At 65.8% G+C, this 21,210-nt stretch carries 14 protein-coding genes and 1 pseudogene; 13 read left to right on the forward strand and 2 right to left on the reverse strand.

What is annotated here, in order from left to right; translation table 11 throughout:
- From RCJ92_RS00005 to secA, 8 genes and pseudogenes are all read left to right on the forward strand, one after another.
- Window positions 1–504: pseudogene (locus tag RCJ92_RS00005) on the forward strand (hypothetical protein); the annotation flags it as partial.
- A gap of 152 nt (window positions 505–656) precedes the next feature.
- Entirely contained in the window at window positions 657–1,337 is a 681-nt protein-coding gene (gene mtrA, locus RCJ92_RS00010; protein ID WP_138177519.1) for an MtrAB system response regulator MtrA, read from the forward strand.
- On the forward strand, window positions 1,334–3,205 hold the full coding sequence (mtrB, locus tag RCJ92_RS00015) for an MtrAB system histidine kinase MtrB (RefSeq protein ID WP_446753382.1): 1,872 nt from the start codon (window positions 1,334–1,336) through the stop codon (window positions 3,203–3,205). Before mtrA ends, mtrB begins: the two co-directional genes overlap by 4 nt.
- 38 nt (window positions 3,206–3,243) lie before the next feature.
- Window positions 3,244–4,983 (forward strand): LpqB family beta-propeller domain-containing protein, encoded by a 1,740-nt coding sequence (locus RCJ92_RS00020; protein ID WP_446753383.1) that lies wholly within the window; start codon window positions 3,244–3,246, stop codon window positions 4,981–4,983.
- Window positions 4,984–5,043: 60 nt separating this feature from the next.
- Entirely contained in the window at window positions 5,044–5,823 is a 780-nt protein-coding gene (locus tag RCJ92_RS00025; RefSeq protein WP_446753384.1) for a ComF family protein, read from the forward strand.
- Between the two features lie 184 nt (window positions 5,824–6,007).
- On the forward strand, window positions 6,008–6,706 hold the full coding sequence (gene hpf / locus RCJ92_RS00030) for a ribosome hibernation-promoting factor, HPF/YfiA family (RefSeq protein WP_138177527.1): 699 nt from the start codon (window positions 6,008–6,010) through the stop codon (window positions 6,704–6,706).
- A gap of 6 nt (window positions 6,707–6,712) precedes the next feature.
- Entirely contained in the window at window positions 6,713–7,963 is a 1,251-nt protein-coding gene (locus tag RCJ92_RS00035) for a winged helix-turn-helix domain-containing protein (protein WP_446753385.1), read from the forward strand.
- Window positions 7,964–8,043: 80 nt separating this feature from the next.
- Window positions 8,044–10,728, forward strand: a complete 2,685-nt coding sequence (gene secA, locus RCJ92_RS00040; protein ID WP_446753386.1) for a preprotein translocase subunit SecA — start codon at window positions 8,044–8,046, stop codon at window positions 10,726–10,728.
- Between the two features lies 1 nt (window position 10,729).
- Here the strand turns inward: secA and RCJ92_RS00045 are convergent, their stop codons facing one another.
- A complete protein-coding gene (locus RCJ92_RS00045; protein ID WP_054820954.1) occupies window positions 10,730–11,248 on the reverse strand; it encodes an Rv3235 family protein in 519 nt (172 codons plus the stop codon).
- A gap of 52 nt (window positions 11,249–11,300) precedes the next feature.
- Window positions 11,301–12,041, reverse strand: a complete 741-nt coding sequence (locus RCJ92_RS00050) for a LysM peptidoglycan-binding domain-containing protein (protein ID WP_446753387.1) — start codon at window positions 12,039–12,041, stop codon at window positions 11,301–11,303.
- 119 nt (window positions 12,042–12,160) lie between these two features.
- On the opposite strand from RCJ92_RS00050, the gene RCJ92_RS00055 reads away from it, so the two are divergent.
- From RCJ92_RS00055 to RCJ92_RS00075, 5 genes are all read left to right on the forward strand, one after another.
- Complete coding sequence (locus tag RCJ92_RS00055) at window positions 12,161–12,718, forward strand: hypothetical protein (protein ID WP_446753388.1); 558 nt, start codon at window positions 12,161–12,163, stop codon at window positions 12,716–12,718.
- 114 nt (window positions 12,719–12,832) lie between these two features.
- Window positions 12,833–13,507, forward strand: coding sequence for a hypothetical protein (locus RCJ92_RS00060; RefSeq protein ID WP_054820958.1), 675 nt, complete (start codon window positions 12,833–12,835; stop codon window positions 13,505–13,507).
- A complete protein-coding gene (locus tag RCJ92_RS00065; RefSeq protein ID WP_138177541.1) occupies window positions 13,504–14,745 on the forward strand; it encodes an AAA family ATPase in 1,242 nt (413 codons plus the stop codon). The genes RCJ92_RS00060 and RCJ92_RS00065 overlap by 4 nt, the downstream gene beginning before the upstream one ends.
- 125 nt (window positions 14,746–14,870) lie before the next feature.
- Window positions 14,871–19,667, forward strand: coding sequence for an NAD-glutamate dehydrogenase (locus RCJ92_RS00070; protein WP_446753421.1), 4,797 nt, complete (start codon window positions 14,871–14,873; stop codon window positions 19,665–19,667).
- A gap of 6 nt (window positions 19,668–19,673) precedes the next feature.
- Entirely contained in the window at window positions 19,674–21,155 is a 1,482-nt protein-coding gene (locus RCJ92_RS00075; protein WP_138177543.1) for a sensor histidine kinase, read from the forward strand.
- Window positions 21,156–21,210: the final 55 nt, after the last annotated feature.

Below are 21,210 nucleotides of genomic sequence, written 5' to 3' on the forward strand. Positions count from 1 at the left end.
CTGGATGGGGCGCTGCCCACCGCCAGCGGGTACCGCACCCTGCGCTCGGTGCCCCGCCAGGAGGTGCGCCAGCTGCTGGGGGCACTGGTGGAGCACGTGAACCAGCACCACAACGTGTCCTGGGTGGCGCAGCTGGCGCAGCAGGACGGGCGTTGGCGCGAACGGGTGGACCTGGTCCACCAGGCCGGGATCGATGCCCTGGTCCTGGACCCGGTGGGCCTGGATCATGCCGGCTGGGAGCGGGCCGCGGCGCTGGTCGAATCCGGGGGCCGGCTCTTCCTGCAGGTCCTGGAGCCCGGGCAGAAGCCGCCGGGGGTGGTGCAGGCGGTCAAGGACATCCTGCGTCCCTGGCGGATGCTGGGGCTGGGGCTGGAGCGGCTCGGGGCGCTGCGCCTGATGCCGCGCGGGGACTTCTCCGCCTCCGGGGCCGCCGAGGTGATCAGCTGCCTGCAGGCGCTGACCGGGTACGCCCAGGCGCTGGAGCAGACCCGTGTGGACGCCTAGGCCCGCACCCGGGAGTACACGCCCGGGGTGCGCCCTGACCGGGAGAAAGGCCCCGGAACTCATGTATCTTAAAGAGCAGCGGGTAAGTTTGCTGCCTGCCGTTTCGCTGGGCCGCGCCAGTAGCCGGCTTGTCGCTATTCAGGGGGAAATGTATGAAGGCTAAGATCCTGGTCGTCGATGACGATGAGGCGCTGTCGGAGATGATCGGCATCGTGTTGCAAAACGACGGGTTCGACCCGGTGTTCTGCTACGACGGTTCCGGCGCGCTGGAGGCCTTCCGCGAGGCGAACCCCGACCTGGTCCTGCTGGATCTGATGCTGCCGGGCATCGACGGCATTGAGGTGTGCAAGCAGATCCGCGGCGAATCCGATGTGCCCATCGTGATGCTCACCGCCAAGTCCGACACCGCCGACGTGGTGCGCGGGCTGGAGTCCGGGGCCGATGACTACGTGCCCAAGCCCTTCAAGCCGGCCGAACTGGTCGCCCGGGTGCGGGCCCGGCTGCGCCCGGCCGAAACCCACGCCCCGGAAATGCTGAACGTGGCCGATGTGACCATCGACGTGGCCGGCCACCGGGTCACCCGCGGGCAGAGCGTGCTGTCGCTGACCCCCCTGGAATTTGACCTGCTGGTCACCATGGCCCGCAAGCCCTGGCAGGTCTTCAGCCGCGAACAGCTGCTGGAGGCCGTGTGGGGCTACCGCCATGCGGCGGACACCCGACTGGTGAACGTGCACGTGCAGCGGCTGCGGTCGAAGATTGAGAAGGACCCGGAGAAGCCCACGATCATCCAGACCGTGCGCGGCGTCGGCTACAAGGCGGGATCGGCAAGTTGAGTCAGCGCACCACGACCGGAAGCGAACTTGTCCCGGTCGACGTGCGCGACTCGGCGGTTCCCAAGGCCCCACCCTTCTACCGGCTGCGGCTGTGGCTGCGCCGTCCGCTGGCGGCGGTGCGCCGACGCTGGAACCGCCACCTGATGTACCGCACCGTGGCCTCCACGCTGCTGTTTTCCTCCCTGGCGCTGCTGGCGGCCGGGGCGTTCCTGTCCAACCAGATCGCCAGCACCCTGTTCACCGAGCGCTTCAACCAGGTCGCCACCGAGTCCGAGCGCGGGCTGTCCCAGGCCCGGTCCATCTTCGAATCCGCGGCCACCACCGACCGGGTCTCCACCCAGTCGCTGGTCAACAGCACGCTAAGCACCCTGGAGGGCGACGGGGCCAGCGTGGTGCGCGACTTCGTGCTGATGCCCTTCCCGGGCGATGAGAACATCTATGTGGCCCCCACCGCCTCCGGGCAGCTGACCAGCCGGATCATCCCGGCGGACCTGTCCGAACGGGTCATGAACGATTCGGGGATCTACTGGCGTTCGGTGGAGATCCCCACCGCCGGCAGCCAGGCGCCGGGGATCATCTTCGGCACCAAGGTGCTGCTGCCCCCGGGCCGGGAATACGGCCTCTACCTGGTCTATGACCTCTCCAGCGTGCAAAGCACCCTGGAATTCATCAACCGCGCCATGGTGCTCACCGGCATGATCCTGCTGCTGGTGGTCGGGGTGATCTCCTGGTCGGTCAGCCGCACCGTGGTGCGCCCGGTCGCCGACGCCGCCTACGTTTCGGAGCGGATCGCCGCCGGGGACCTGGACCGGCGCATGCGGGTGATCGGCGAGGACGAGGTCGCCCGCCTGGGCACCGCCTTCAACCACATGGCCGCCTCCCTGCAGGACCAGATCACCCAGCTGAACCAGCTCTCGGCAATGCAGCAGCGCTTCGTCTCGGACGTGTCCCATGAACTGCGCACCCCGTTGACCACGGTGCGCATGGCCGCCGAGGTGATCCATGATGCCCGGGAGTCCTTCGACCCGCTGACCTCGCGTTCGGCCGAACTGATGTACAACCAGATCGAACGCTTCCAGAACCTGCTCAATGACCTGCTGGAGGTCTCCCGCTTCGATGCCGGGGTGGCGGTGCTGGACCGTGAATCCACGGACCTGAACGTGATCGCCCGCAAGGTCATCGACACCGCCACCCCGGTCGCCGACGAATACGGTTCGGTGCTGCGCCTCTCGGCCCCCGCCGAGGGCTGCGTGGCCGAAGTGGACCCGCGGCGGGTCGAGCGGATCCTGCGCAACCTGGTGCTCAACGCCGCCGAACACGGGGAGGGCAACCCGATCGACATCAGCATCGGCCAGGATGAGGACGCGGTGGCGATCTCGGTGCGCGACCACGGCATCGGGATGAGCGCCGAGGCAGCCTCCCACGTCTTTGACCGCTTCTGGCGCGCCGACCCGGCCCGCAAGCGCACCACCGGCGGCTCCGGGCTGGGGCTGGCCATCGCCAAGGAGGACACCGCGCTGCACGGTGGGCGCCTGGAGGCCTGGGGCGAGGAGGGGGTCGGGTCGAACTTCCGGTTGACCCTGCCCCGTACCGCCGGGCACACGATCTCCAGCTCACCGCTGCCGCTGGAGCCCACCGTGCTGCCGGATTTGGGTGCCGCCGGAATCCCGGAACACTTCCCGCTGACCGGGGAGCTGCCCAAGATCGGCTTCGTGCCGCTGCTGCTGGATGAACCGCTGGACGATGACGTCATCGACCCGCGCGGGGCCTTTGGCACCCAGAAACCGGGCAGTGAACGGCCCGGCACCGACAAGCCGGGCAGGGACCTGCCCGGCGCCGCCAACCCGGATGCGGGGGATCAGTCATGAGCACACCGGCACCCCGCACCCCGCGGCCGAGGGGCACCTTGAGGTTCCCCGTCGCCCGGCTGCGCTTCGCCCTGGGTCCGGCCCGGCTGCTGCACGCCCTGGTCCTGGCCCTGGCCGGGGTGCTGGTGCTCAGCGGCTGCGCCTCCATCCCGCGTTCCTCCCCGGTCCAGCAGATCCAGTCCCAGCCCGATGATGAAAGCGATGAGCACTACAGCTTTGACGCGCTGGGACCGCAGCCGGGCTCCAGCCCGCGCGGCATCGTGGAGGGCTTCTTAGAGGCCGGGGTGTCCCTGGCCCAGGACTACGCGGTGGCGCGCGAGTTCATGACCCCGCAGCTGCAAAACGCCTGGAAGGGCAGCAGCCGCACCCTAGTGTACGACGCCAGCTCGATCATCGAGGCGGGGGCGGAAAACCGCTACACCATCCAGCTGGAAATCACCGCCGAGGTCGACGCGAACGGGATCCGCACCGAATACCCCTCCCATTCCACCCGGGCGGTGGACGTGGAGCTCAGCGAAATCGACGGGGAATGGCGCATCTCCAAGGCCCCGGATGGGATCATGCTCGAAAGCAGCTTCTTCGAGCGGATCTTCACCCCGCGCACCCTGTACTTCTACGACGCCAGCTACAAGTACCTGGTCCCGGACATCCGCTGGTTCTCCTCCCGCAGCGGTGCGGCGACCTCCGTGGTCGAGGCCCTGCTGGAGGGCCCGGCCCCCTACCTGGAAAACGCGGTCGTCTCCGCGTTCTCCTCGGCCAGCTCCCTGGTGCGCCCGGCGGTTCCGGTCAAGGACGGCACCGCCACGGTGGACCTGAACGCCGAGACCTTCGTGGACAGCACCGACCTGGCCAAGCAGCTGATGCAGCAGCAGCTGGTCGCCTCGCTGGACGAACTGACCTCCGTGGAACGCGTGCAGATGCAGTCCGAGGAAGCGGACGTGAACCTGGAACAGGTGCCGCCGGAATTCGAGAAGGCCGAACGCAACCCCAGCACCCCGGACACGCTGATCGGCATCGACGAGGGGTCTCTGGTCTACGTCAAGGGCGGCAGCGTGATCCCGGTGGGCGGGGTGCCGGACCTGTCCGAATACTCGCCCCGCGGCCCGGCGATGTCGCCGGTGGGCAACCGCTACGCGTTCCTGAACGGCAAACGCAGCGCACTGATGACCGTGGATGAAAACGGCCGGGTCCGCCAGGTCGCCACCGGCACCAATTTGCTGCGCCCCTCCATGGATGTGGCCGGGTGGACCTGGACCGCGGATAATTCCGCCAAGACCCCCATCCTGGTGGCCCCCGCCGATCCGGCGGTCTCCGGGGAAACCCGGCCGATCAGCGTGGACTGGCTCAAGGGCCAACAGGTGCAGTCGCTGCGGATTTCCCGGGACGGCGCCCGGGCGCTGCTGGTGGTGCGTGATGGTTCACAGACCCGGGTTCTGGTCAGCGGCGTGGTGCGCGACGCCGACGGGGTGCCCCGGGGACTGAGTGAGCATCCGATGGAGATCTTCCCCAGTGTTCCGGTGAACACCGCGCTGTGGAACTCGGACCAGTCCATCATCGTGGCCAGGTTCAGCCGCACCGAATCGGTGGAAGCCGAGCTGCTGACCTTCTCCTCGGGCTCCGAACCGTTCTCCCCGCTGCTGGGCATGGTGTCCCTGGCCGCCGGCCCCGGCGATCGCCGCCCGGTCTACGCCGGAACCCCGGAGGACCTGCACACCCGGGTGGGCAACACCTGGCGCAAGCTCGATGACTTCGCCGCCGACGTGTCCTACCCCGGCTAGCATCCCCAACCGGCCGCCGTGCTGGCACCTGCCGTGCCCGGGCAATGCACACTGGGCGCCATGGGTTCCCCGTTGGCGGCCTGGGTGGACCGGGCCCTGTCCTTGACCCCGGCGCGCGCCGCCGCCTTTGGCCTGCGCGAGCTTGCAGCCCTGCTGCTGCCCACCAGCTGCGCACTGTGCCAAGCCCCCGATCACCGGCTCTGCCCGCGGTGTGCCCGGCAACTGGTCGCCCAGCTGCATTTGCCTCCGCTGGGCCCGGCACTGCGCTGCCGGCTGGAACTGCCCCAGCACCAGGAACTGTTCCTGGTCTGCGCCGCCGGGCTCTACGCCAACGAGCTGGCCCAGGCGATCCTGGCGTTCAAGAACCGCCAGCGGGTGTTCCTCGCCGCGCAGTTCGCGCCCTACCTGGCGGCCGTCGCCGCCGCGCTGAGCCCACCGTGCGTTCCGGGGGAGCAGGTGTGGCTGGTGCCGGTTCCCTCCTCACCGGCCGCCCGGACCCGGCGCGGATACTGGCCGGTGCAACGAATCCTGTGCCGGGCCCAGGCCGACGGGCTGATCCCCGCCCGGCTGAGCTGCCGGCCGATCCTGCGTCACCGGTTCTCCCTGCGTCCTGCCGGGGCCCAGAAGGGCAAGAGCCGCTCCCAGCGGCGCAGCAGCGGTGGGGCACTGTACGCCTTCGACGCCGCCCGGCCGGGACAGCAGGTGCTGCTGGTGGATGACGTGGTCACGACGGGCGCCACCCTCATCGCCGCGGCAAACGCCTGCCGGGCGGCCGGGTACCGGGTGATTGGAGCGGTCGCCCTGGCCTTGACACCGCCACCGAGCACCGAAACGAAGTAGCCGCTGAAGCGTCGGTTTCGCTGAACGCGATAAGAAATCTGGGCAGTAAGTAGTGGAATCCACACGAAGTGGCATATGGTGAAGTATGGGTTGCATCGCAGATGCAGCGTAAGGCCCATCTTCAGTCCAGGGGCTGGAAAATCCCTGGATTGTTGTGTCACCCGACTCTATTTTGGAGGACACCATGGAGCTGAACTACAGCGGCCGTAACGTCACCGTTTCCGATCGTTTCCGCGAATACGTGGACGAGAAAATGGTCAAGATCGAGCAACTGACCAACAAGGTGCAGCGGATCGACGTCAAAGTCGTGAAGGAACCCCACGCCCGCAACCAATCCACCGCCTTGTCCGTGGAATTGACCGTGGTTGGCCGAGGACCGGCGATTCGCGCCGAAGCCACCGGCGCAGAAAAGTTCGCAGCATTCGACGTGGCCTTCTCCAAGCTGCTGGAGCGCCTGCGCAAGGCGCGGGACAAGCAGAAGGTGCACCGTGGGAATCACACCCCGGTCGCCGTCCACCAGGCCACCAGCGGCTTGCCGACGATAGGCGCCGGAAAGACCCTGGTCGAACAGGCCATGGAAAACCAGGCCGCCGAGGAAGCCGCGCAAAACAGCGAGGATTCGCAGTACACCCCGGTGGTGATTCGCCGCAAGGTCTTCCCTGCCGAGGTCATGAGCATCGACGACGCCGTGGACCGCATGGAACTGGTGGGACACCCGTTCTACCTGTTCATCGACGAAGCCAACGGGTCACATTCGGTGGTGTACCGCCGCCACCAGTACCAGTACGGCGTGCTCACCCTGGATCCGTCACTGAACGAAGACGATGAGCTGCCGACCGAGGTCCGCGGCTACCGTGACTCCGAAGTGTCCACCGACGCCTAGCAGGCGGTGGAACACCACGTCATTATGACCATGGGCGGCCACAACGACCTGAGCCTGCAACAGGCTCGACGGATCGCCGTGGCCGCCCAAGGCCTGTCCGGGACACGTAGCCCCGCACGCAGCGGACGGGCAAAAATCCTGCAGGTCTACCAGCAGATCGCGCAAACCCAAATCGACTCGGTCAACGTCGTGGCCCGCGCCCACTACCAGCCGGTGTTCGCCCGGCTCGGGGACTACAGCCGCACCCAATTGGACCGGCTGGTGGCCGGAGCGGCCAGCCCGGTCACCGAGTACTGGTCCCACGAAGCCAGCTACGTGCGCAGCGACCTGGTGGGGGACCTGCGGCGCTGGCGTCCGCGGCACTGGGCCGACGCCTCCCACCGCTTCACCCCCGAACAGCACCAGCTGGTCGCCCCGGTCCTGGAATTCCTGGACTCCAACCCCGGCTCCTCTGCCCGCCAAATCAGCCAGGCCCTGGATATCCCGGCCACGACGGACAAGGACCACTGGGGATGGAACTGGAACGACACGAAACTGGTCACCGAATCACTGTTCTGGCAAACCCGGATTCTCTCGCTGGGGCGCAACCAGCACTTTGAACGGCGCTTCGCCCCGGCCAGCACCGTCATCCAGGCACAGTACCTGGAGCCAGCCCATTCGGCGCAGGAATCCCTGCGGCGCCTGGTGCTCGCCGCCGTGGACGCGTTGGGGGTGGCCAGCCTGCACTGCGTCAGCGAGTATTTCCGGCTCCCCGCCGCCCCGGTCAAAACGATGGTCCACGAACTGTTGCATGCCGGTGAGCTGCAACGCTGCCGGGTTGAATCGCTCACCGAAGACTTCTACCTGCGCCCCGGGCTGGTGATTGCCTCCCGCCGGTCACGTACCACCCGCATCCTTTCGCCGTTTGACTCCATGATCTTCAACCGGCGCCGACTGCAGAAGCTGTTCGGATTCCATTACCGCATCGAGATTTATGTGCCCGAACCCAAACGCCGGTACGGCTATTACGTCTTTCCCATTCTGCACGGCGACGACCTGGTGGGCCGGGTGGATCTGAAGGCGGACCGCAAGCTCGGGGAGCTGCAGGTGAAATCCGTGCATTTCGAAGCGGCCCCCACCGAATCGGTGTTGCAGGGGACCGACGCCGAACTGTGGCTGATGGCACGGTGGCTTGGACTCTCATCGGTTACCGTGGGAACTGAGCGGGTGCTGTGCAGCCCATGGCGGTTGTCCGCGAAACACCAGGCCTCGGTCTGAAATGAGTTTGCAGTTCAAATTACTCACGTAGACTGTAAACCGCCAGAATTTACTGTGCTTGAGATATTGGGAGCTACCACGTGGCATCATTGCTAGAACGTATTCTGCGTACCGGCGACAAGAAGACCCTGAAGAAGCTGCGGGTCTACGCCGACGCAATCAATGCGTTGGAAGGCGAATTTCGCGACATGTCCGATGAGGAACTGCGCGGGGAAACCGATAAGTTCCGGGCACGGTACGCCGAAGGCGAGACCCTGGATTCGCTGCTTCCCGAAGCCTTCGCCGCGGTGCGTGAAGCCGCCGACCGCGTACTGGGGATGCGCCACTTCGATGTCCAGCTGATGGGCGGTGCCGCCCTGCACCTGGGCAACATCGCCGAAATGCGCACCGGTGAAGGTAAGACCCTGGTCGCCACCGCACCGGCCTATCTCAACGCCCTGACCGGCCGCGGCGTGCACGTGGTGACCGTCAACGACTTCCTGGCCGAATACCAGTCCGACCTGATGGGCCGCGTCTTCCGCTTTTTGGGCATGAGCACCGGGTGCATCCTGGCCAACATGGATCCTGCCAAGCGCCGCAAGCAGTACGCCGCGGACATCACCTATGGCACCAACAACGAGTTCGGCTTCGACTACCTGCGCGACAACATGGCCTGGAGCAAGGAAGAACTGGTCCAGCGCGAACACCACTTCGTCATCGTCGATGAAGTCGACTCCATCCTGATCGACGAGGCCCGTACCCCGCTGATCATTTCCGGCCAGGCCTCAGGCGATGTCAACCGCTGGTACACCGAATTCTCCAAGATGGTCACCCGCCTGGAGCGCGAATCCGATTACGAGGTCGATGAGAAGAAGCGCACCGTGGGTGTGCTGGAGCCGGGCATCGAGAAGATCGAGGACTACCTGGGCATCGACAACCTCTACGAGGCGGCCAACACGCCGCTGATCGGCTTTTTGAACAACGCCATCAAGGCCAAGGAGCTGTTCAAGCGCGACAAGGACTACGTCGTGGTCAACGGCGAGGTCATGATCGTGGACGAACACACCGGCCGTGCCCTGCCTGGACGACGCTACTCCGAGGGCATGCACCAGGCCATCGAGGCCAAGGAAGGCGTGCAGATCAAGGCCGAGAACCAGACCCTGGCCACGATCACCCTGCAGAACTATTTCCGCATGTACGAGAAGATCTCGGGCATGACCGGCACCGCCCAGACCGAGGCGGCCGAGTTCATGGGCACCTACAAGCTCGGCGTGGTGGAAATTCCCACGAACCGTCCGGCGATCCGCGAAGACAAGTCGGATTTGATCTACAAGAACGAGATCGCCAAGTTCGACGCCGTCGTCGCCGACATCGCCGAACGCCACCAGAGCGGCCAGCCGATCCTGGTGGGCACCACCAGCGTGGAAAAGAGCGAATACCTTTCCCGGCTGTTGGCCAAGCAGGGTGTGCGTCATGAGGTGCTCAACGCCAAGAACCACGCCCGTGAAGCGGCCATCGTGGCGATGGCCGGTAAGAAGGGCGGCGTCACCGTGGCCACCAACATGGCCGGGCGCGGTACCGACATCATGCTCGGCGGCAACGCCGAGTTCATCGCGGTGGCCGAAATGGAACGCCGCGGACTGGACCCGCAGGAGAACTCCGAACAGTACGAGGCCGAATGGGACGAGGTGTTCGCCAAGGCCAAGGAAACCGTGGCCCGCGAAGCCAAGGAAGTCGCCGAGCTGGGCGGACTGTACGTGCTGGGCACCGAACGCCACGAGTCGCGGCGCATCGACAACCAGCTGCGCGGTCGTGCCGGGCGCCAGGGCGACCCGGGTGAATCCCGCTTCTACCTGTCGATGACCGATGACCTGATGCGCCGCTTCAATTCCGGCATGGCCGAGCGGATCATGAACAATCCCTCGATGCCCGATGACGTGGCCCTGGAATCCAAGATGGTCTCCAAGGCCATTGAATCCGCCCAGGCGCAGGTTGAAGGCGTCAACGCCGAACAGCGCAAGAACGTGCTGAAGTACGACGACGTGATGAACCGCCAGCGCGAGGCGATCTACACCGACCGCCGCCGCATCCTGGAAGGCGATGACATCCACGAGAAGGTGGAGCACTTCCTGGAGGACGTCGTCAAGGCGATGGTTGTCGAAGCCACCCAGTCCGGCAACCCGGATGACTGGGATCTGCGCCGGTTGTGGACCAACTTCAAGCAGCTCTACCCCATCTCGCTGACCGTTGATGAGGTGGCCGAGGAAGCCGGCGGCGTCTCCCACCTGACCCCGGCGTTCATTGAGCAGGAAGTCCTCTCCGATGCACGCCTGCAGTACCAGGCCCGCGAAGAGGCGGTCGGTTCGCAGACCATGCGCGAACTGGAGCGTCGCGTCGTGCTCTCGACCATTGGACGCAAATGGCAGGAACACCTGTACGAGATGGATTACCTCAAGGAGGGCATCGGGCTGCGTGCCATGGCACAGCGTGACCCGCTGGTGGAATACCAGCGCGAGGGCTACACCATGTTCCAGACCATGATGGAAGGCATCCGCGAGGATTCCATCGGCACCCTGTTCCACCTGGAACTGCCCGCCGGGCAGAAGGAACCGGAGGCGATCGGCGAGGCGCTGGGCACTCCGGCGCAACCGCAGAACCTGCAGTTCACCGGACCGGATGAGGACGGGGAGGCCAGCACCACCCGCGAGCAGGCCAAGTCCTCCAAGCCCAAGGCCGCTGCCGGGGCTGGGACCGGAAAGTCCAAGAAGAACAAGAAGCGCCGCTGACCTAGAGCACTTCCAGTTCCGTCACCTGCCAGCGTCCGTGCCAGGGCTCGATTCGAAGAGCCACGGCACGGACGCGGTGCTTAAAGGCCAGAACCGCAGCGCATTCATAGGCCCCGGACTGGGTTTGCTCCATCCGGATGGTGCGCACACAGCCGTGGGTGGTTCCCGGCTGCGCGGTGGTGGTGAAATTGCGGGTCTCGATGAGCATCTGCCGTTTAATCTTTTCAACACAGCCTGGCTCCATCGCGAAATTGAGCTGGCGGATGCTGCGGTACCCGGAAAGCACCTCGAAGACGGCACGGGCCACGGCGTGGCACAGCTGGACCGCGGCCATTCTGCCGGTACGCGGTGCCGGAGCCCGGTGGAAGATCCAGTTCATGGGTTTGGCAATGGCCTGCGGGCTTTGATGGCGCGTCGGATGTGGCAACGCCGGGCCCTGCAGGCGCACCGTCAGGTGAGCAGCGGGTCGTTGCAGCCAGCTCACCGAGGTGACGCTGGGGTGGAGGGTGGTGGTGGACATGGCGATGACCTTTCAAGAGGATCAACCCGTGGGGCCGGGGCTGATCTGGGTATCAGGGCGTGGGCAGGTGCAGCACCATGCCGACCTGTAGAAGATCCGGATCGGCACCGATCACGTCCCGGTTGCGTTGATGGATGCGTGGCCAGTAGGCGGCCACGTCACCGATGGAAGCGCTTTCGCCCAGCCGGGTCCGGGCGATGTCCCACAGGGTGTCTCCGTGCCGGATAATCACTTCCTGCACCACGGGCCGGGACTGCGCCGCGCCCGGGGGAGTACCCAGGGTGCGGCCGAGGGGAATTGCGGTGCGCTGCGCGTTCCAGGTGGGCACCGGTACGCGCGGTTCCCTCTGGTCATCCGATGTTCCTGCACCGACAGGGAAGCCGGGACCGGGGATGGTATTGGCGGCGGCCTGAGCGGTCACGGCCTGCCCGGCCACGGCAGCGGTCCCCAGCGGCAGGGCGGTCACCAGTCCAACCCCCAGCCCGGAAATGTAGAGGCGTCGCAAAAACCGCGGACCCACCCTTCCCAGCATCAGCGCCAAGCGCTGATGACCTCGACGGGCCGCCGTGCGTGAGAGCAAGTGCGCGAGCCAGCCCAGGCAGAGCCAGAGCAGGTAGCCAATGAGGAACAAGGTCAGTGCGCGCAGGAACAGGCCGCAGGAGACGGGCAGGTGCCAGCTGCTCCACCGTTGCGGCTCAACGCCAGAGAGCATCCGCTGCAGCCAGAGCAGGCTGATCAGCGCCGCCGCCACAGCCACGGTTACCAGCGAGGCAGCCAGCCGTTTCTGCCACATCCCAAACACATCCTTTGTTGTTTGATAGCGTTTGATGTTATTTGAATAAGATGATGACACTTGAAGCTGATTAAGGGAAGGCTCTTGTTGAAAATTGTGGAGGCCCGTAGGGTGTGGACATGCGATGGGAATCCTTGTTTGCGGATCTTGAATCCCAGCTGCAGGCACAGCTGGCAGAGGACCTGCGAGCGGAAATCGCCGAATCGGTTCGGGTGGAGCAGGCGCGGCAGACACTGGCCGAACGGCTGCTGACCTGCCAGGGCCGGCGCTTGTCGCTCCGGCTGGCCGGGGGCGAGGAACTCACGGCACGGCTGGGGCCGGTTGGCAATGACTACCTGTGCCTGGAAGAGTCCGCGACCCGCTGGCTCATCCGCGCCGCCGCCGTGCAGACGGTAGCCCTGCCGCCCAAGCCTTCCGCGCACAGCGAGACGGTGAAACTTGCGGCCGCAAGATTCGCGGCGGTGTTGCGTGCCCTGCTACGCGACCGGAACCCGGTCCAGGTGCACGGAATTGATGGCCAACTCCTGGGGGAGGGGACACTACTGCAGGCAGCCCAGGACTTCATCGTGCTAGGCACCCACGCGCGGGACGAATATGCCCGCCCGCGCAGCATTACCTCCGAACTGCTCATCCCGCACACCGCGCTGGGCTGGTTGATGCTGGAACACCGGCACTGAGGCCCCGCCAGGTTCCTGCCAGCGCCCACGAAATCCACAATCCTGGATTCGCCCCTTCACAGTTGCCCGTTCTTCCATTAGGCTCACCGCACAACATGCAGGTTCTCAAATGAGGTGAACGCCGTGGTTGCCGAGGCGCGCAGCAAGCACCAGCCGGTACCGGTCAGCCCCCGGGTGCGCCGTGCCAGATGGAAGGAACCGCGGCTGCTGCTGGGCCTGCTGCTGGTGGCGGCCGCCGTGACCGGCACCGTAGTGCTGGTCAACTCCATGGATGAGCGCACAGCGGTGTATGTGGCCAAGCAGGACATCACGCTGGGTGAGCCGCTGGGTGAAGAGAACCTGGAAGTTGCCCACGTGCAGCTGGGGGACTCCATGCAGCACTATGTGCCGGCCGAGGCGCAGCACCTGCAGGATGCGCGGGCGAACACCTTCATCGGCTCCGGGCAGCTGATCGCCCAGGACTTCGTCACCCGCAGTGAACTGGGTTCGCGACGGCCCATCAACATTGACCTGCCGGTGGACCTGTCCCCGGCCATCACCCCCGGCAGCAGGGTCGACGTGTGGATCGCCCAGCGGGAGCCGGGTACCGCCAGCTATGGAACCCCGGAACTGCTGGCGAACCTCGTGGAAGTTTCGGCACGCACCGAACGGGCCGCTGGACTGGTCGGGCAGAGTGCCGTCAACCTGGAGCTGCTGGTGGAACCGGCCTATCTTGAACCACTGCTGCAGGCATTGGCCAATGAATCACGGATCATTGTGGTGTACAACCCGGCCGGTGAATCCTCATGAGCATCTCGGTGGTGGTCCTTGGCCAAGACCCCGATCTGGTGCGCCGGATCGAGAGCTACCGCGGGGAGCTGATGGTGGTGCGGGTCTGCCAGGAGATCCCCGAGGCGGTTGCGGCCTGCACCTCCAATCGGGTGGACGTGCTGCTGGTTGCCGAACCGGGCCTGATGCCGGCCATGGAGCAGGTCGACTACGTGCAGGAACGTGACGTGGTGCTGGTGCTGCTGGACACCGAGGTCTCCCCGATCCCCGGGGTGATTTCCGCCGCCCCCAGCGGCAGCGCCGCCGAACTGGAAACCCTGATCGCCCAGGGGTTGCGCGAGCGGGAGCTGGACCGGCCCTCTGGCGGCGCCCTGGGCCAGGGCCTAATGGGAGCGGAGTCAGGGCGCGAACCGGGAAGGGTGAGCACCTTCTGGAGTGGGGCCGGCTCCCCGGGGCGCAGCACGCTGGCGCTGAATTTCGCGGTGGAGGCGGCAGCCGCCGGCGAATCGGTGGTCCTCATCGATGCCGATACCTACGCCTCATCCCTGGCCATCCAGCTGGGAATGCTCGATGAGGCGGCAGCGGTGGCACAGTTGTGCCGGGTTGTGGACACCGGGCACTTCGATGCTGCCCGCCTTGAAGCGGTGTTGACCACAATCCAGGTCGGATCCTCCACCTTGAAGGTGGCCAGCGGAATCCCGCGCGCCAGTCGTTGGCCCGAGGTGCGGGCCGCCTCGCTGCGCCGGGCCGTGGCGGTACTGAAGGAACACCATGACCGGGTCATTCTGGACGTGGCCGCCCCGGTGGAAACCGACGAACAGCTCAGCTTCGACACCTACGCCCCGCAGCGTAACGGGGTCAGCGTGGAGGCATTGCGCTTTTCCGACGAGGTGATCATGGTCGTGGCCGCGAACAGTGTGGGCATTCCCCGGGCCATCCGGGCCCTGGATGAACTGGCCGAGGCGCAGCTTCACCCACAGTTGCGGATCCTGTTCAACAAGGTCGGCTCGGCTTCCTCCGGCAGGGCCCCGCGCCGCGGCATTTCGGAGGCTTGGGAGCGCTTCGGGCCCTCCTATCCCATCCTCGGATTTTTGCCTGATGACCACTCGGTTTGCCAGGCTGCGGTGCTGGCCGGAAGCTCATTGTTGGAGTTGGCGCCACGTTGCGCACTACGCTCAGAAATCCGCGCCCTGGCCGGCAAGAAACTACCATTTCGGGCAACCACACCGAACCCGAAGCCGGGGCGCGAGAGAGTGTAGGAAAACGGCGGGAAAAACGCGATAGGCTGGTAGACATCGTGCATTCGCAATGGGGCGAATCGTTGATCTTCACTCTTGGAGGCGTTCAGTTGAACTCGTCGGAATCGGCCGTGTCAGAAGCATTTATGAATGCGACACTCACCAACGACCTGATCAGTGAGTACTATAGTCAAATCGCCAGGGAGGACTTTGCCGCCTACCAGCCCGGAGAGCTGGAGGAGCGGGTGGCGGCCCACCTGGATATCGGGTTCGTTAGGCAGCCGAAAACCGCGAATGTCGTGGTGAAGTCCACTGCCGGCAGCTCCGTGGTCTACATCGTCACCGACGACATGCCGTTCCTGGTCAATTCCGTGACCACCGAGCTGGTGCGCCAGAAATGCCCGATCCACCTGGTCGTGCACCCCACCTTCGTGGTTTCCCGCGATACCGAGACCGGTGAAATCAAGTCACTGACCCCCACCGACGCCCAGCATGTGGCCAGCGGCGACACTGCCGCGCTCGCCGACCTGAGCACCCTGAATCTGGCCGGGAGCAACACCGAGGTTGAATCCTGGATCTCCGTGGAACTGGACCACGAGATGAGCGAGGAGCAGGCCGAGGAAGTCACCACCGGCCTGCAGTCCGTGCTCAGCGACGTGCGCATGGCCGTCGAGGACTGGCCGAAGCTGATGGACCGTGCCCACGAAATCGCCGCCACGCTGCCCCAAACCGTGGGAGCCGAGGACATCCCGGACCTTGATCAGGCCGTGGAACTGCTGAACTGGATGGCCGATGGCCGCTTCACCTTCCTGGGCTACCGCGACTACGAGCTGGTCACCGAGCACGGCGAGGACGTGCTGCGCGCCCGCCCGGGCAGCGGCCTGGGCCTGATGCGCGACGCCGATGACCGCGGCCCGCTGCACCTGACCAAGCGCGGCCGGGCCACGGCACGCGACAAGCGCGCCCTGGTGATCACCAAGGCCAACGCCCGCTCCACCGTGCACCGGGGCACCTACCTGGACTATGTGGGTGTCAAGAGCTTTGACGCCAATGGGGAGGTCAACGGCGAACGCCGCTTCATCGGCCTGTTCTCCTCCAGCCTGTACACCTCCAGCGTCACCGCCGTGCCGCTGGTGCGCGAAAAGGTCGCCGCAGTGCTCAAGCACGCCGGCTTCGCCCCGGACTCGCACTCGGGCAAGGACATTGTCACCATCCTGGAAACCTACCCACGCGATGAGCTGTTCCAGATCTCCGTGGAGGACCTGACCAACACCGCCATGGGCATCCTGCGCCTGCAGGAGCGCCGCCGCACCTCCGTCTTCCTGCGCCCCGATGACTACGGCCGGTTCATGTCCGTGATGGTCTACCTGCCGCGTGACCGCTTCTCCACCCTGGTCCGCCAGCGCATCGAGGATGTGCTCAAGCAGTCCTTCAACCCGGATTCCATGGAATACGACGTGCTGATGAGCGACTCGGCTCTGATCCGCCTGTTCTACCGGATCCGTCTGCAGCGCCACGGCCTGGCCCCGGTGGTGGACCGCAAGCACCTGGAGACCCGCATCGCCAACGCGGTGCGTTCCTGGGGTGAAGCGGTGCACGATGCGGCCCACGAGCGCCTGGAAGCCAACGAGGCCCGCAACCTGGCCCGGTCCTGGTCCGAGGCCTTCCCCGAGTCCTACAAGGTCCAGTTCGAGATCGAGGATGCGCTGGCGGACATTGAACGCCTGGCCCAGCTCGATGAGCCGGCCCAGGAAGGCCCGGTCGTCTCCTTCTACGCCCCGACCGACGAGCATGAGGACAGCCCGGTCAGCGTCCGGATGAAGATCTACGTCAACCGTCCGCTGATGCTCTCGCGCATCCTGCCGGTGCTGCAGGACCTGGGCCTGGAAGTCGTGGACGAGCGGCCCTTCGAGCTGCAGCCGCAGGACGGCGAACAGCGCTACATCTACGACCTGGGCCTGAAGGTCGATGAGGACATCGACTTCTCCGCCGTCCAGGACCTGCTGGCCGAAACCTACTCGGCGGTGGTGCGCAACGCCGCCGAATCCGATGAGCTGAACGCCCTGGTGCTGCGCGAGGGACTGCACTGGACCGAAGTGGCCATGCTGCGCGCCTACGCCCACTACCTGCTGCAGCTGGGGGTTCCGAACTCCACCGACTTCATCGCCAGCACCCTGGTCTCCAACGCCGAGGTCACCCACGGGATCGTGAGCCTCTTCCACGCCATCTTCGACCCGAAGCTCTCGGCCGAGGAGTCCGAGGCGGCCCGCGAGGAAGCCCACCAGAAGATCAGCGCGGCCCTGGAAAGCGTGCCGACCCTGGATGCCGACAAGCTGCTGCGCCGCTTCGTGAAGGTCATCGAGGCGACCAAGCGCACCAACTACTATGCCGCCGGGCACGCGCTGGGCTTCAAGCTGGCCCCGAACGAGATCGACTTCGCCCCGTTCCCACGCCCCAAGCACGAGTTCTGGGTGTACTCCCCGCGCGTGGAGGGCGTGCACTTCCGCTTCGGCGCCGTCGCCCGTGGCGGCCTGCGCTGGTCGGACCGCCGCGAAGACTTCCGCACCGAGGTGCTGGGCCTGGTCAAGGCGCAGATGGTGAAGAACTCGGTGATCGTGCCCACCGGCGCCAAGGGCGGCTTCTACGCCAAGCAGCTGCCGAACCCGGCCGTGGACCGCGGCGCCTGGATGGAGGAGGGCAAGGCCTCCTACCGGATCTTCATCCGCACCATGCTGGACCTGACCGACAACGTCATCACCGATGAGCAGGGCCAGCGGGTGGTGCCGCCGGTGGACGTGGTGCGCCGCGACGGGGATGACACCTACCTGGTGGTCGCCGCCGACAAGGGCACCGCGAGCTTCTCCGACACCGCCAACGCAATCTCCGAGGAAAAGGGCCACTGGTTGGGCGACGCGTTCGCCTCGGGCGGCTCGGTGGGCTACGACCACAAGGGCATGGGCATCACCGCCCGCGGTGCCTGGGAATCGGTCAAGCGCCACTTCTTCGAAATCGGCGTGGACTCGCAAAGCGAACAGTTCACCGCCGTGGGCATCGGAGACATGTCCGGTGACGTGTTCGGCAACGGCATGCTGCGCACCAAGACCATCAAGCTGGTGGCCGCCTTCGACCACCGCGACATCTTCCTGGATCCGAACCCGGAGCCCGAGGCGGCCTTCACCGAACGCCAGCGGCTCTACGACCTGCCGCGCTCCAGCTGGGCCGACTACAACAAGGACCTGATCTCCGCCGGCGGCGGGGTATTCTCCCGGTCGCTGAAGTCGGTGCCGGTCAGCGCCGAAGTCCGCGCGCTGCTCGGCCTGCCCGATGACACCACCGCGATGGCGCCCAACGACCTGCTCAAGGCGATCCTCTCGGCCAAGGTCGACCTGCTGTACAACGGCGGCATCGGCACCTACATCAAGGCCAGCACCGAAAGCCACGGCCAGGTCGGGGACCGCGCCAACGACGCCATCCGCGTGGACGGACGCCAGGTGCAGGCCCGCATCATCGGTGAGGGCGGCAACCTGGGCATGACCCAGCGTGGCCGCATCGAGGCCGCGGCCAATGGGGTCATCCTGAATACCGACGCCATTGACAACTCGGCCGGCGTGGACACCTCCGACCGCGAGGTGAACATCAAGATCTTCGTGGACCGCCAGGTCAAGGCCGGGGCCATCGACCCTGCCGAGCGTGCGGACTTCCTGATCTCGATGACCGACAACGTCGCCGACCTGGTGTTGGAGACCAACTTCAACCAGAACGTGCTGCTGCTGAACGAAAAGCACGCGGCCAAGACCTGGACCCCGGCCTACGAACGGCTGATGGACTGGCTGGAGGAGCACGCGGATCTGAACCGTGAGCTGGAGTTCCTGCCCTCGAACAGCGAACTGGAGGCCCGGCGCGCTTCGGGCGGATCCATGACCACCCCGGAACTGGCAGTGATCACCGCGTACGCGAAGATCCAGTTGGCCCAGGCGCTGGCCGAATCGGACCTGACCGAGGACGACTACTTCTTCGCCACCCTCAAGCGCTACTTCCCGAGCCAGCTCTCCGAGCGGTTCGGGGAAGAACTGGACAGCCATCCGCTGCGCAACGAGATCGTGGCGACCGTGGTGGCCAACGAAATCGTGAACATCGGCGGCATCACCTACATCTTCCGCGCCATGGAGGAAACCGGGGCCACCGAGGCGCAGATCGCCAAGGTCTTCTGCGCGCTGCGGGAGATCTACGAGTACGAACGCTGGTTCCAGGAAATCAACCTGCAGCCGGCCGGGCAGGACATCGGTTATTGGTCGCGCCAGCACCACGACCTGCGCCGTCTGCTGGACCGCACCACCCGCTGGTTCCTGAACCATGTGGACCTGGAACTGAGCGTCGGGGAAATGGTGGAACGCTACGCCGCCAAGGTGCAGAAGCTGCGCGCCCAGCTGCCGCAGCTGCTGCGCGGGGTGGATGCCGCCCGCTTCGCCACCTGGCGTGAAGATGCCATCCAGCACGGGCTGACCGAGGAGCAGGCGATCCACTGGGCCGGACAGTTCGAGTCCTATGCCCTGCTGGACATCGCCGACTACATCTTCCGCAACGACGCCGACACCGAGCAGGTGGCCACCACCTACTTCGCGCTGTACGCCAAGTTCGAGGTCGACGCCCTGCTGAACCGGATCACCGCGCTGCCGCGCACCGACCGCTGGAAGGCACTGGCCCGTGCCGCGCTGCGCGATGACCTGTACTCCACGATCATTGACATGACCGGGGACGTGCTGGACGCGGCCGGAGACCTGCAGGACGCCGACGCGCGTGTTGCGGCCTGGGAGGAAGCCAACACGGCTAACCTTGATCGTGCGAAGAACATGTTCCAGGAGGTCAACAACCTGGAACGCGACGACATGGCCTCGCTGTCCGTCGCACTTCGCCTGCTGCGTTCCATCGTCCGGAGGAAGTAACACACCATGGCCCTCATCACCGAGCAACTGCGCGAAAATTCTCAGCTCGGGCCCGGTGATGAGGACTGGTTGCATCTGCTGGTGGGGGACTGGCAACTGGTCGCCGATCTTGCGTTCGCCGACCTGGTGCTCTGGTTCCCCACCGGGGACGGGTCCTACGTGGCCCTGGCGCACGTGCGGCCCTCCACCTCGCACACCGCGTTCCACACCGACTTCGTCGGGGAGCGGATCCGCAAGGACCTGCGGATCATGGTGGACGAGGCCTGGGCCACCGGGCAGTTACAGCGTTCCGTGCAGCACCCGGCCGACCTGGCCGGGCAGAGTACAGTCCAGGCCGTCCCCCTGGTCCGCCAGGGACGGAAGGTCGCGGTCATCACCTCCCACTTCGACCTGGCCTCCAGCCGCACCCCCTCCAACCTGGAACTGGTCTACCGGCAAAGCGCCGATGACCTGCTGACCATGGGCACCCTCGGGCTCTGGCCCGACTTCGCCAGCCCGACCGGGTCACGGCGCGGCGCCCCGCGGGTAGGCGACGGCTTCATCCGGATGGACGCCGCCGGGGTGGTGGAATACGCCAGCCCCAACGCGGTGTCGGCGTTTCGCCGGCTCGGAGCCGCCGAGGTACTGCAGGGCCAGTCGCTGTCGGACCTGACCATGGCACTGGTCAGCGACAGGCGGGTTATTGACGAAACCCTGCCGCTGGTGGTCCAGGGCAAAATGCCGTGGCGCACCGAAATGGAGTACCGCGGGGTGAACATTTCGCTGCGTGCCATCCCGCTGCGCGACGAACGCCGCCGCTGGGGATCCCTGGTTTTGTGCCGGGATGTGACCGAGCTGCGCCGGCGGGAAAAGGAACTGGTCACCAAGGACGCCACCATTCGCGAAATCCACCATCGGGTGAAGAACAACCTGCAGACGGTGGCCGCGCTGTTGCGCATGCAGTCCCGGCGCATGAACTCGGCCGAGGGCAAACAGGGTCTGGAACAGGCCATGCGCCGGGTCTCAACCATCGCCTCGGTACACGATTTCCTGTCCAAGGGTTTGAACGAAACCGTAAAATTTGATGACCTGATGGACCGACAGTTCCGGTTCATCGTTGAAATCGCCAGTCCGAGCCAGCGGGTTCGCACCGTGCGCGAAGGGGAATTCGGGATGCTGCCGGCCGAACTGGCCACCCCGTTGTCCCTGGTCATCAACGAACTGGCCACCAACGCAGTGGAACACGGGCTGGCCGGCCGTGACGGGGAAGTGCGGCTACTGGCCGAACGATACCTGGGCCGGGACGGCCACAAGTGGTTGCGAGTCACGGTCAGCGACAACGGCCATGGGTTGCCCGAGGGGGAGTACAGCGAGGGTCTGGGACTGCAGATCGTGCGCACCCTGGTTACCAGCGAGCTGCGCGGCGAAATCCACTGGAACCAAGCAGCGAACCAGGGCACCGAAGTGGTCATTGAGATGCCGCTGGACTTGCGCAGCAACGCCCACTAACGCTGCGAGCCGATACCGCGCATGACTAAGGCGGGTGAATCCATAATGGATTCAC

It is taken from the genome of Glutamicibacter sp. BSL13 (genome assembly GCF_052928425.1).